At 45.7% G+C, this 12,636-nt stretch carries 15 protein-coding genes and 2 tRNA genes; 11 read left to right on the top strand and 6 right to left on the bottom strand.

Features of this window, described 5'->3' with window-relative positions; genetic code table 11:
• The first annotated feature begins 22 nt into the window (after nt 1-22).
• The 6 genes from ACH50O_RS00725 to ACH50O_RS00700 all read left to right on the top strand — a co-directional run bounded on the left by ACH50O_RS00725 (nt 23) and on the right by ACH50O_RS00700 (nt 6,710).
• Nucleotides 23-469, top strand: a complete 447-nt coding sequence (locus ACH50O_RS00725) for a hypothetical protein (protein WP_446810155.1) — start codon at nt 23-25, stop codon at nt 467-469.
• A gap of 154 nt (nt 470-623) precedes the next feature.
• The gene (locus ACH50O_RS00720; RefSeq protein ID WP_446810154.1) at nt 624-1,247 is read left to right on the top strand and encodes an inorganic pyrophosphatase; all 624 of its coding nucleotides are present in this window, start codon (nt 624-626) and stop codon (nt 1,245-1,247) included.
• Nucleotides 1,248-1,380: 133 nt separating this feature from the next.
• Nucleotides 1,381-1,638: a type II toxin-antitoxin system Phd/YefM family antitoxin gene (locus ACH50O_RS00715; protein ID WP_446810153.1), complete on the top strand. Its 258-nt coding sequence runs from the start codon at nt 1,381-1,383 to the stop codon at nt 1,636-1,638.
• A gap of 352 nt (nt 1,639-1,990) precedes the next feature.
• A complete protein-coding gene (locus ACH50O_RS00710; protein WP_446810152.1) occupies nt 1,991-3,253 on the top strand; it encodes a hypothetical protein in 1,263 nt (420 codons plus the stop codon).
• The gene (locus ACH50O_RS00705) at nt 3,254-5,482 is read left to right on the top strand and encodes an ATP-binding protein (RefSeq protein ID WP_446810151.1); all 2,229 of its coding nucleotides are present in this window, start codon (nt 3,254-3,256) and stop codon (nt 5,480-5,482) included.
• A 1-nt stretch (nt 5,483) separates the two neighbouring features.
• Nucleotides 5,484-6,710, top strand: coding sequence for a hypothetical protein (locus tag ACH50O_RS00700; protein ID WP_446810150.1), 1,227 nt, complete (start codon nt 5,484-5,486; stop codon nt 6,708-6,710).
• Nucleotides 6,711-6,895: 185 nt separating this feature from the next.
• On the opposite strand, the gene ACH50O_RS00695 is transcribed toward ACH50O_RS00700, so the two are convergent.
• The 5 genes from ACH50O_RS00695 to ACH50O_RS00675 form a co-directional block, all read right to left on the bottom strand.
• Complete coding sequence (locus ACH50O_RS00695) at nt 6,896-7,141, bottom strand: hypothetical protein (protein WP_446810149.1); 246 nt, start codon at nt 7,139-7,141, stop codon at nt 6,896-6,898.
• A gap of 295 nt (nt 7,142-7,436) precedes the next feature.
• Nucleotides 7,437-7,862, bottom strand: a complete 426-nt coding sequence (locus tag ACH50O_RS00690) for a hypothetical protein (protein WP_446810148.1) — start codon at nt 7,860-7,862, stop codon at nt 7,437-7,439.
• Between the two features lie 410 nt (nt 7,863-8,272).
• Nucleotides 8,273-8,659, bottom strand: coding sequence for a hypothetical protein (locus ACH50O_RS00685; RefSeq protein ID WP_446810147.1), 387 nt, complete (start codon nt 8,657-8,659; stop codon nt 8,273-8,275).
• Between the two features lie 121 nt (nt 8,660-8,780).
• Nucleotides 8,781-9,020: a hypothetical protein gene (locus tag ACH50O_RS00680; protein ID WP_446810146.1), complete on the bottom strand. Its 240-nt coding sequence runs from the start codon at nt 9,018-9,020 to the stop codon at nt 8,781-8,783.
• 9 nt (nt 9,021-9,029) lie between these two features.
• Nucleotides 9,030-9,296, bottom strand: coding sequence for a TolC family protein (locus ACH50O_RS00675; RefSeq protein WP_446812095.1), 267 nt, complete (start codon nt 9,294-9,296; stop codon nt 9,030-9,032).
• A 357-nt stretch (nt 9,297-9,653) separates the two neighbouring features.
• Here ACH50O_RS00675 and ACH50O_RS00670 point away from each other — a divergent pair, with 357 nt between their 5' ends.
• The 4 genes from ACH50O_RS00670 (at nt 9,654) to ACH50O_RS00655 (ending at nt 11,826) form a co-directional block, all read left to right on the top strand.
• A complete protein-coding gene (locus ACH50O_RS00670) occupies nt 9,654-10,199 on the top strand; it encodes a hypothetical protein (protein WP_446810145.1) in 546 nt (181 codons plus the stop codon).
• 50 nt (nt 10,200-10,249) lie between these two features.
• A tRNA-Gly gene (locus ACH50O_RS00665) sits at nt 10,250-10,325 on the top strand.
• Between the two features lie 49 nt (nt 10,326-10,374).
• A tRNA-Cys gene (locus tag ACH50O_RS00660) sits at nt 10,375-10,448 on the top strand.
• 163 nt (nt 10,449-10,611) lie between these two features.
• On the top strand, nt 10,612-11,826 hold the full coding sequence (locus ACH50O_RS00655) for a tyrosine-type recombinase/integrase (RefSeq protein WP_446810144.1): 1,215 nt from the start codon (nt 10,612-10,614) through the stop codon (nt 11,824-11,826).
• 36 nt (nt 11,827-11,862) lie between these two features.
• Here ACH50O_RS00655 and ACH50O_RS00650 read toward each other — a convergent pair whose 3' ends face one another.
• Nucleotides 11,863-12,105 (bottom strand): ogr/Delta-like zinc finger family protein, encoded by a 243-nt coding sequence (locus tag ACH50O_RS00650; protein ID WP_446810143.1) that lies wholly within the window; start codon nt 12,103-12,105, stop codon nt 11,863-11,865.
• A 202-nt stretch (nt 12,106-12,307) separates the two neighbouring features.
• Here ACH50O_RS00650 and ACH50O_RS00645 point away from each other — a divergent pair, with 202 nt between their 5' ends.
• The gene (locus ACH50O_RS00645) at nt 12,308-12,526 is read left to right on the top strand and encodes a hypothetical protein (protein ID WP_446810142.1); all 219 of its coding nucleotides are present in this window, start codon (nt 12,308-12,310) and stop codon (nt 12,524-12,526) included.
• Nucleotides 12,527-12,636 lie beyond the last annotated feature (110 nt).

Below are 12,636 nucleotides of genomic sequence, written 5' to 3'. Positions count from 1 at the left end.
TACGGCCGACCCGGCCGCGGAATTGCGCAACGATGCGGTCAACAGCAAAGCCTGGGCCCGCTACTTTCCGGAACTGCAACAAGCTTGGTTAAATTACCCCGCCGCCTTGCCCGCCAATGCCAGCGAACAGTTTTTGTGGCTGAATCGGCGCGTGGAAGACCGGCCCACCGCCGTGCTTAATCACCGAGTGATCGCCATCGGCGAAGGCGGCGGCATTATCGTCTCCCGCCAGTTTTACGTCGGCCATTCCTACAACTCCAGCCATGTGGTGGCAGGCGGCTTGCCTTACAAAGACGGCACACTGGTGTTTTACTCCATCCGCAGCTCCACCGATCAAGTGGCGGGCATGGGCAGCAGCCTGAAACACTCGATAGGCCGCGAACAGATGAAAAAAGAAATGATCAAGCGCCTGCAACGGCTGAATAAAGACATGAAACTCAAACCCGCGACAGTCGCCGCCGAAGAATAAGCGCCACAAACAATTTCGATGATTTTTAACGCACGCCAATCGACCGCTGATATTAGGCTTGATTGGCTTGCGTATTGCCCCAATTCGGGTAATTATCTTTTACCTCCCTTATTTCATTTACTAAACTTATTCCTCCCAAGCCCCCAAACCCTAGATGAATATTAAACACAAAGCTCACCCCTGGCATGGCATACACCCCGGCGACAATACGCCGGACATCGTGACAGCGTTTATCGAAATCGTGCCGTCCGATACGGTTAAGTACGAAATCGACAAAGACAGCGGCTATCTAAAGATCGACCGACCGCAAAAGTTTTCCAATATGATTCCCACCCTTTACGGCTTCATCCCCCGCAGTTACTGCGCCGAGAAAACCGCCGAGTATGCCGCCGTCCAATCCGGCAGAACCGTCAGCAAAGGCGACGGCGACCCTTTGGATATTTGCGTACTGAGCGAACGCAGCGTGACCCACGGCGACATCCTGCTGCAAGCCATACCCATCGGAGGATTCCGCTTACTGGACGGCGGCGAAGCCGACGACAAAATCATCGCTGTGATGAAAGGCGACGAATTCTACCGGCAATGGCGCGATGTCTCCGACTGCCCGGAATCGTATATCAACCGCTTGAAACACTACTTCCTGACCTACAAACATCTACCCAGCGAAAAAAGCGTCTGCGAAATCACCCACGTTTACGGCCGGCACGAGGCACACGAAGTCATCAAACGGGCAATGGCGGATTATCAGTATCATTTTGGCTGCCAGGACGACGAATAGTCGTGATAGCGAATGGATGCGCCTAGTCGTTTGCGGCGCGTCCAGGTTAGCCACTAAATTTTCTCTGCTCCGCTGAGGACAAACGGCAAAGACGCTTGATAGACTAAGTTAACTTGGTTTACTGGAGTTCATCGTGCAAACCGTTAATATCCACGAGGCAAAAACTCACTTATCTCGTTTGGTGGAACAAGCCGCGAAAGGCGAACCCTTCGTGATTACCAAGGCCGGCAAACAGCTAGTCAAGGTTTCCGCACTGGACAGCCCAACCGGCGATCGAGTCCGGCGTTTGGGGTTCCTGAGCGGATATATCAAAGTGCCTGACGATTTCGACAGAATGGGCAGCGAAGAGATTGCGCAGTTATTCGGCTCCGATGATGAAACTGCTGCTTGATACTCATCTGCTGCTTTGGGCGGCTGGCGTTCCTGGTGACTAATTTGCCGAAAACACTTTCTAGTGACAATGTGTTCATATCCAACGAGACTAAACAGCGAATCCAGCATCGATATATCGAGGTTCTACAACAAGCCACAGACGCCATGAATCATTTAGAGCTCAAATTTTTTTGATATTGGGTTTTAGGTCAATTAGTCAAGCCACTTGACAACGTACTGGGTTTCACATTGCTCAACCCAGTCTATGGGCTATAATGACAACTTATAAATGCGAAACGCCAGTTAGTCAAAATATATCTAAGAACAAAAAAATGTCAGTTTTTTTCGCATAAATAAGGCGAGTGAATAGGATGATTCCCGTTAAAGACATTAGCAAATTTGATTTCGAATCCGTCGATATAGACCCATTTTGGAATGTAGGCTCAGAGAAAGAATTCAAAATGCATCGAATTCACGCCTATCCTGCAAAATTTCCGGCTTTTATTACTACCAAAGCCCTCGAATACGCTAATACTCAAGGGTATGGCGTGACTAAAATTGCTGACGTTTTTTGTGGTTGCGGCACTTCTGCTTTCGAAGCTAAACGCAATGACATCGACTTTTGGGGGTGTGACATTAACCCCGTTGCCACTCTAATTACAAAAGTTAAGAGTCGCCAGTATCAGAAAACAAAGTTAGAAGACTATCTTGCTGCAATCCTTAAGTTTTATCGAGAAAACCCAATTATCGAATGCTATTCGACTGCTCCAGAACGTCTACAGTATTGGTACAGAGACCGACAGTTTAATGAACTCGCCCATTTAAAGCATGCCATTATCAATAGCACGCCGATTGATAGTGACTATAGACTTTTTTTCTTTTGCGCATTTTCTAATATCTTAAAGCCAACTTCGGTATGGCTGACAAAATCTATCAAACCACAAGTCGATCCTCTCAAACAACCGGCAGATGTTATTAGCTCTTTTGAAAGTCAATGCGATTTTATGATGGCGGCCAATCAAGAAATAGATAACCTAGGTGACGCCAACTCAGAAATCATAACCGCTAGTTTCCTTGCTAGTGAGGTGCAAGCACCAAAGGTAGATATGATTATTACTAGTCCGCCTTATGTGACGTCCTATGAATACGCGGATTTACACCAATTATCGTCGTTGTGGCTGGACTATGTTGACGATTTCCGGGAATTACGAGAGGGCGCTATTGGCAGCCTTTATCATGACTATAATTTCAATCGCGAATTAAAACGGCTAAATAATACCGGCACAAAAATAGTGACTTGGTTATTGGATCAATATAAGCCAAAAGCCCGTTCTGTTGCTAAATATTTTTTGGACATGCAAAAGGTAGCCAAAAAAAGTGCCGACATGCTAAATTCAAACGGTTTGGCTATCTTTGTTATCGGTAATACAGAATATAAGGGTGTCAGAATCGACAACGCGAAACATTTAGCGGAATCGATGATGGATGCCGGTTTTAGAGAAATATCCGTTACTAAACGAAAAATCAGTAAGAAAATTCTAACACCATATCGGGACGAACGCGGCAAGTTCACCACGAACGCCGGCGGCAGAAAAGTATACAGCGAGGAATTTATTCTGTTAGGGAGAAAATAAATGGCCGAAAAACTAAGGATTAGGCCTTACGCCCGCCTGTTGACAATGCTGGGCGAACAACTGATTAAGAATGAACGCATTGCATTAATAGAACTAATCAAAAACGCATACGATGCGGACGCCGACTGGGTAAAAGTCTCTTTTTGCGGATTCGGTGACGGCTATAAAATTCTGCCAGGGTCTAAAATAGTCATTGAGGATTCCGGACACGGAATGTCGGTGGATATCATTAAGAAACATTGGCTAAATCCAGCCACACCCGAAAAAAAGAAACGGAAAAACATCAAGGAAACCACCGAAAAAGGCCGAGTAATTCAGGGTGAAAAAGGTATAGGACGCTTTGCTATTTTAAAGCTAGGCAAGAAAATCGACGTCTTCACCAGAGCAAAAAGCGAAGATATTGAACATCATATCGGTTACGACTTTACTCCTTATGACGACGAATTCTTAACACACAATGGAGAGGAAAAAGAACTCTTTATTGAAGACATTTCGGTTTCGTATTCCAATCGCAGCCCAGAAACCATTGTTACCCAAGTAATCCCATTAGGAATCGAATCGATATCTAGGCCTCCATACGGCACTAGAATCGAAATTACCTATTTGAAGGGTAGTTGGACCGAATTAAAGGTTAGAGATGTATACCGTGATATTAGCCGCCTGCAATCCATTTTTGTTGAACAAACAAGAAAAACGCAATCCGATTTCCGTGTATTGTTCTATAAAGATGCTGAAAAGCAAAATTACGACGAGTCGTATTATGAAAAACTGCATTTCTTGCTAAATGAACGAACGGTTCTGAAAGTTGAAAATGGCATATTTGATGATCAAGCCGTGCGCTTTTCGTTTGATTTAAACGGAGAACCGGTTAGTTTTGACTTATCCGAAACTGAATTAGTCGGGCTAAAACCTTTTAAAGAGCGATTTGGCAATGCGGGTATACTGTTAAAACAACGCCCACTCGAGTGCGGCCCTTTTAAATTTGGATTCTATATATTCGACATCAGCCCTAAAGCCACTGCACAATTTAAGTTAGATGCTGACGATAAAAAATTATTAAAGGACCACCGCATCTACCTCTATCGGGATGGTATTAGAGTTTATCCCTACGGTGAACCTGACGATGATTGGCTAAGGGTAGACATGATGAGAGGTACCGTTAGTGCAGGAGCTTTCTTGAGCAACGATCAGGTTGTTGGCTACGTTAACATTACCCAGAAAGACAATCCTAGGCTCAAAGATAAAACCAATCGCGAAGGATTGATAGACGAAGGTGAGGCAACTCAAGACTTTATAACTTTGATTCAAACACTGTTATATTACTTACGACACAAACCTTTCCGGCAGTATCAAATTAACCAAGAAAACAAGAAAGTTCAGGATAACTACAAAACCGAGCTGATTCAACAAGACTTAAAAGCCCTAAAAGAAGCGGTTGGCGATAATAAAAAAGCTCAAGAATTAACTGCGCGAATTGAAAGCGAATATAAAGCGGAGCGCCAATATTTAACCCAGCGTGCAGAAACCACCGAAGAATTGGCTGGCGTTGGTCTTTCGGTAGAAACCGCCTCCCACGATATTATGGCGATGATGGGCAAAGTGTTCGCCAACCTAGACGGGCTTATTTCCGATTTAATGGTAGCCTCAGAGATTCACAAAGATTATCTATTAAATCAACTAAAATCCGTGAGAGGTGGTTTAGGCTTTATTGAAGCGCAACTAAAAGACATTCAATTACTATTTAAATCGTCAAAACAAAGACGTAAGATTATAAAAGTTATAAGCATTATTGAAAAAGTTGAGCGGCTTTATAAAAACATATTAGCAAAAGAAAATATTGCGTTAAAAGTCACTACCAGTGGCTCACCTTTAGTCGCTAAAACCACAGACGCCGTTTTACTGCAGCTTTTGCTTAATTTATTCGATAACGCGGTCTATTGGCTAATGCAGGTTGACAAGCGTGATAAAAAAATTGAGATTCTTCTAGACGGCAATAAATGTCAAATGACTTTTGCCGATAATGGTCAAGGAATTGACCAATCCGATGCCCCCTATATCTTCGAGCCTTTTTATTCTGGCAAAGGCGAAGAAGGTCGAGGGCTAGGGCTTTATATCGCACGGCAACTGCTCGAGAGAGCTGAATATTCGATTCAACTTGCAGAATTAAAGTCTGAAAAAATATTGCCTGGCGCAAATTTCATTGTGAATTTTTTTACCGAGGAAAATTAACGTGGATATCTTAGAGCTGTTTAAAGGAATAGCAGTTATCATTGACGATGAAGTAAATAACCCATCCGTAAAAGAGCTTCAAAATATTCTGACTCAAATCGAAAGTAAAGAAATTCCTTTACTGAAATACGACTCAATACCATCATCAGAAAAATCTTCTTATTTTAAGAATCTTTCCTTTGTAGTTCTCGATTGGAAACTTATTCAAACTGAACCATTAACTGAAGAAAATGAGCTTGGACTTAAACTTCCAGATACATTACAAGAATATAACGCTGAAGATAATATAAATTTTATTAAAAAACTTACAGCCACCTGCTTTTGCCCTATTTTTATTTTTACTAATGAAGAACCCAATGATGTAATCACTTTACTAGAGACAGAAGGTCTTTATAAAAAAAACAGCCCATGCCATATTTTTGTAAAAAGAAAAACTGAATTAACCGGAAAAACCAAGCTATTTAAACACATTGAGAAATGGGTAAAAAGCAATCCGTCAATTTATGTATTAAAAGAATGGGAAAGGGAGTACCAAAAAACAAAAAACAAACTTTTCTCCGAACTTCAGGATATGAGCCCAGTTTGGCCTAGAATCATGTGGAAAACATTTGATGCTGATGGAGCAAATAAGTCATTTGAATTAGGTGAACTTATATCACGTAATCTACACACAAGAATGACACCCTTTGAATTTGATGCAAGCATTTTAAATAAAAAAAGGAAAAATCCTGAAGATAAGGAATTGAGGCGCGTTCTAGAAGGTGAGCGTTATTTAAAAAATATAAACCTTCATCCCGATCACATTTCCACTGGTGACATATTTAAAGAAGCGTACACAGAAAATGGTGAAAATAAAATTCGGTATTTTTTAAACATTCGCGCCCAATGTAATTTAATGAGGGGCTCTAACATTAACGAAATAGAACTATATTGTCTGAAGGGTAGAATTATAGAAGAGTCAAAAATAAATATTAAACAAGGAGGAGTTCAATTCAGTTTTGGTCAATTTATTGAAAAGATAGATCATGGGATTATTCCATTTATTGATGATGGGAAAATAATTGAGTTTATGTTTAGAGATTTAAAAATTAAGAAATGGAAAGACTTAAAAAATATACGTTGCGGACAATTGCTTCCACCTTACATTACTCGCATCCAACAGCGTTACGCACTATATCTGCAGAGACAAGGCTTACCAAGCATACCCGAGCGAGCAATAATTAGCTGAGCCCGTAGATAAACTAATTCTACGCGGTATCGAATGTAGATGTCGAACAAAGTAAAGCCCACAGTTCGCGACCAATGCGTCTTTCTTTATTCATTAGCATCCTATTAGCCCACATAGTTAGGTTAACCGTTCTGGCAATGTAATTTTTTACTTCAGTAACACCCTGAATATGATTCGGATGGCTTTTATAATCGAATACGGGAAAATGGCTGCTTGTGTCCGTCAAGGACTTTGAAGTAAATGGTATAAGAGAAACGCTTCTTCGCTAGCATACAATAACAACCAAAATGAACAGCACGAACACCGCCATACAAAGCTAAGGAATCGATTCCAGCGAAAAAAGCCCTCAACACCGGCCTCCTATCGCTCGTAAAACCGATGCGCTTGAGCTTTTCCACGGTGGGTAGCCGATGTAGTTCGTTGATAGCCATATCAAACCCGCCTGTTAGCGTGTTAAACCGATACTAGCCGGTATTCTTCACCAAAAACATCAAACTGAAACAGTACCAAACACCGACCATAATAGACATCGGGATCAGTCACCCACTGCTGGGTTTTGCCCGCAGAATCGGCCATATCGCCGAATATCGACAGTGTTGACGAGCCTATAACGACAAGAAATTCGCTCGGATGGTTTCCTCAGATATTCATCATGCTTAATGAGCCTGCAGGGTTATTGGCAATATTGGTGTTGATAGGCCTAAACGCGGCGTCTTAAATGAGGATTTATTGACCTTTTTTGGTTAATTCAGCACAGCCAACCGTCGCGTCCGCGCCGGACTCGGTATAACACGCGCTTATGGCATTTTTGCCGAGAATTCGGCCCTGGTTATAACCCTTGCTATCCGCCGCCACCCAGGTAAACGAGGCGTTATCTGCATAGATGATTCCAAAAAAATGTTTGGTGCCATCAGCGTAGGTAAAATGCCCTTTGAATATCCGTCCTTTCTGCTCGGATATTTCAATAGTCTTATTCCAGTTTGAATAACCTTTTTTCTCAGAGTAGGTTTGATTTTCTCCCGTCCAAGTGCCGACGAGATTGGGTATCTGATCATCCTGCGGGGTGGCTCGGCAAACTTCGATGTTTGTCAGCGCCAATACAAAGGTGGCAACGGGTAATAAAGCGGTCATGGATTTAGTGAATTGGCGCATAAATAATTTTTCGTCGAAAAGATAGAGTTAAAAAAATCGGATATCAAAGCCGCGAAAGCAAACAGCTAGGCAAGGTTCGGCGCTGCTTCGCGGACCTAGGCTTTGTTCGGCTTCGTACCGTCAAAAATGGCGTGACTGAAGCCTGCCTCTAAAACCTTGGCGCGGGTTAAATCGGCATGGTCTGGGACTGCGGCATACAGGCTGGCGGAAAATAAATCCGGGCCGCACCTGAAATATTGGTATTGCAGTTTGGTTGCCTAGAAAAAGCTTGTCAATCCGAGATATAAAAAAAGGAAATATGCCGTTACGCCGGGAAATATCAATCCTATCGATTCGGTTGCATGCGCCGCCGCTGAGCATTGTCACGATGACTTGCCCCCAAAACGCTATTTAACTTGGCATATTCAGGCTTAGTGCGAACGGCGCGAGAAAGGGAATGTGATCTTTTGTCTTTTCAAATTACTGGTGGCCACGCGGTGAGTTACGGCCAATTTGGAATGATTGAATTTGGCGGCATTCATGCGCCGCGCGCGTTTAGCCGCAATGGCATGGACTGCACCGCTATGCGCCGCAACCACCTGCGCCGAATCCCGATAAATCAAAAAATGCACCACCGGAATCACCACCAACGAAAACAAAGTCGAGGCGGCGGTCAAAAAGATCGGACTCAAGCTGGTAGCGCCGGCTTCGATAATCGCGTCGACCAAAGAAATATCCGGGTTACCGCGATAAATATTTTCGATAAAGTCGATCAGAATAATCGAGTTGCACACCACGATGCCGGCCAATGCGATCATGCCTATCATCGCCGTGGCGGTGAAGTAAATCGGGCTAGCATATACACTGACATCGCCAGCAAACCGCTCTGGCCGACCAGCAGGATGTAAATCATTACCATCGCTGCCACGAAGGCCAAACCTAAATCACGGAATACATCGACAGTGATTTTCCCCTCCCCTCCCCGGCCATCTCCGCACCATAACCGACCGGCAGCGGCTTGGCGTCGAATACGTCGAACAAAACCGGAATCGCTTCCACTGGGCTGCACCCAGCCATTTCACCGGTGACAACTTGGTCCGCTTCAATGGCTACCAACTCTCCGTAATCAGCAGTGGCCACATTATTCGCCAAGCGATTACGGGTGGCGGATTTTCCCAATTCAGGGCTTTATTTCGCAGCCTGATTTGAGTGGTAGTCCTTTCCGCCGCGAAACAATGAATAACTGGCGGTAACTTGCGGCCGGTAATTGTCGACTCCGCTTGGATGATTGAAATCGCTGCTGTTAAAATCCAGCCGCCGTTGAGCGATGATCTTCGCAAACGCTTGCGCGGGATGATTGCTATGTTGATAAGTCAGGCTGGTTTTAATCGGCGGATAAAAACTGGCTAACGCTCCGCCCAGTTGCGCATCAGCCTGCTCGATACGAGCCTGCATGATGTTCACTCGGGATGCTTGGCTAAAGAGCGTAGTCCGCGGCTTGCTCCAGCATATGGGTTTTAGCGGACGGCTCGAGTGCTCCAGCCCATTTGCATAGCAAAAACATCGTCAGCATAGTGAAGTATTTCAGATGGATTCGCATAACGGCGCCAAATGTTAGCAACTAAGTTTGTTCCAATATTGCCGGCAATTTCTAAGCTCTCTCAGCTTTTTTATCCTGTCATGTTCATTTTTGCTACAGTTGCACTTAAGATAAATAGAAACGACTAAGAAATGAATGCTTGAAATGTTCGAACGGCGTGGTAACTTTAGCCACTTAACCATAATAATAACTAGCTTAAGAGGAAACATCGCATGAGCCTTGACGAAAACAACAACGAGACCGAAAACGTAAATCAAGCTGAAGAGCCTAAACAAACAGAAACCAATACAGCAGCCGATTCGGCAGCCGCCGCAAAAAACGCAGCGGGCAATATTGTGGCCAACCTGCTGGCACTGAAAGAATCCAATCCTAAAGTATTTTTTGGCGGTGTCGGCGCCGTTGCATTAGTGTTGGCAGTTTTGATTTTCGGTGGCGGTTCCGATGTCAAATTGCCGGTTCATCAAGCAAAAGCCATGGTGCCCGGACAAAGTTACGTATTGAAAAGTCCGAATACTTACGATCCCAATGCAACCGTTAGATTGGTCTCCGTGCCCGGCTCCATGGCTGCTTACGACGATACCGAGGAAAATGATCGTGACGGCGCTTGCAAACATATGCCGCTTAATACCCCGGTCAAACTGATTCAGTCTCAGTCGGATAGTACCGATAAGAATGTTGTGTGGGCGGAAGTCGAAATCACCGAATCTGGCGAATGCCAAGGTAGAAAGGCCTGGACATCTGCAATAAACCTGCAATAACTGTTGACACAAAAAAATATCTTTTTATAATACGCAGGATAGTAAGCCAAGCGGGAATAGCTCAGTTGGTAGAGCACGACCTTGCCAAGGTCGGGGTCGCGAGTTCGAGTCTCGTTTCCCGCTCCAAATTTAAAAAGCCGCGGCAAATCGCGGCTTTTTTTATTGTCCCTATAAAGGCTGCGTAGCAAAATGGTTATGCAGCGGCCTGCAAAGCCGTATATACCGGTTCGATTCCGGTCGCAGCCTCCATTACTATATTCAATACCGTTCGATAGAATTCATAAAACCCGCTAGCCGCAAGGCTTAGCGGGTTTTTTTTGTTCAATAGCGTTCAACAGGATTCATTGAAATCCGGGGGCAACTGGGGGTAACATTCGGGGGTAACTGAGTTACCCCAATTGGAGTTACCCCCATGGCCCTATCCGATACCGCATGCCGCAACGCTCACAAAAGCGACAAAGCCAAAGACGGCAAGGCTTTCAAGCTGTTCGACGACAAAGGCTTATTCCTGCTGGTCAAACCGACCGAAAGCGGCTGGGGCAAGTGGTGGCGGTTTAAATACCGCTTCGAGGGGAAAGAAAAACAACTCTCGCTCGGCACCTATCCGGAAGTCAGCCTCGGACAAGCCAGAGAAAAACGCGACGAAGCGAGAAAGTTAGTCGCCGCGACAATCGATCCCGGCGAAAACCGCAAAGCCATCAAAGAAGCCCGCGCCGACAGCGTGGCCAACAGCTTCGAAATCATCGCCCGCGAATGGGGCGCCAAAAAAGTCGAAACCTGGGACGAGAAAAACAACCGCTCCAAGCGCATGCTGGAACGCAACATATTCCCTTGGCTGGGCGCCCGGCCGATTGCCGACATACTACCGAAAGACATACTGACCAACCTGCGGCGCATCGAAGAACGCGGCACCATAGAAACCGCCCACCGCACCTTGCAAATCTGCGGGCAAGTGTTTCGTTATGCCGTCGCCACCGGCCGCGCGGAACGCGACATTACCCAAGACCTGAAAGGCGCCCTGCCCCCGGCCAAAAGCGAACACTTTGCCGCCATTACCGAGCCGAAAGAAGCCGCCGAACTATTACGTGCGATCGACGGCTACCAAGGCTCTTTGCCGGCGGTTTGCGCGCTGAAATTAGCGCCACTAGTCTTCGTCCGGCCGGGCGAATTGCGCGCCATGCAATGGCAAGACGTCAACCTGGACACCACCGAATGGCGTTACCTCGTGACCAAAACCAAGGTGCAACACATCGTGCCGCTGTCGCGCCAGGCGGTCGCCATTTTAAAAGAACTGCAACCGCTAACCGGTCACGGCCGCTATGCCTTCCCGTCGGAACGAACGCCGTCCGGCATCCGCTGCATGAGCGAAAACACGCTGAATGCCGCCTTAAAGCGCTTGGGGTACGGCAAAGACAAAATGACCGTGCACGGCTTCCGGGCGATGGCTCGGACTATACTTGACGAAGTGTTGGGCGTGCGGCCCGACTTTATCGAACACCAGCTTGCCCACGCGGTGCGCGACCCCAACGGCCGTGCTTACAATAGAACCGCGCATTTGCCGGAACGGCACAAGATGATGCAGCAATGGGCAGATTATTTAGATATTCTCAAAAGAGGGGCAATGTAAGTCCCAAAGTTAAGCGCACAGCGCCTAAATGCAGCTTTATTTCAATAGCTCTGCCTTCTCTTCCTTGCTCAAGTGGTTCAACAGATTTAGTGCAATTTGCGCGGTCGTTTTAGCCGGCGGGTTAATCCAGCGTGTGAACGAATTTGTGACTACAAATCTCGCCTGGCATAACGGGTTTTTGCATTCGCAATATAAGTCGACGACGGTTTTTTCTTTGGTGAGGGTATTGCGCGATGTGATCCGCGCTTTTTGGAGGCAATTCGGGCAATCAACGGACATGGCGGCCTATTCCTGGGTTGAAAGCGGCATTATGCACGCCCGGTCGGCAAGTTTGGCCGTTAATCGAATATTTTCTTCATCCGTATAGCGTTAGCTCTGCAACATACGGCATTCGTCCCCCATTTTCGGTTAAACTTTTCGGACGGCTTTCGCTTGAACGGATTGGATTTTGGTTTATTTCAGGGGCTACGGCAAAGATCAAATGGCCGTGCACTGCTTGCGGGCGATGGTCAGGACTATACTTGCCGAAGTGTTGGGCGTACGGCCGGACTTTATCGAACACCAGCTCGCCCACGCGGTTCGCGATCCTAACGGTCGTGCGTACAACCGGACGGCGCATTTGCAGGAACGGCACAAGATGATGCAGCAATGGGCTGATTATTTGGATAGACTGAAGAGCATTGCGAAGGCAGCCAAATAACTGGGCTAGGCTAATTCACGTAAGCTCTTGCAATAACCAGTTTCACTTTCTTTATACAGCGGACGGCAGCGTCTACATGTGTAAAGCATAATTACTTAAATTATGGAATC

This window comes from Methylomonas sp. 2BW1-5-20 (assembly GCF_052474515.1).
This window is presented reverse-complemented; position numbering and strand designations above follow the sequence as displayed.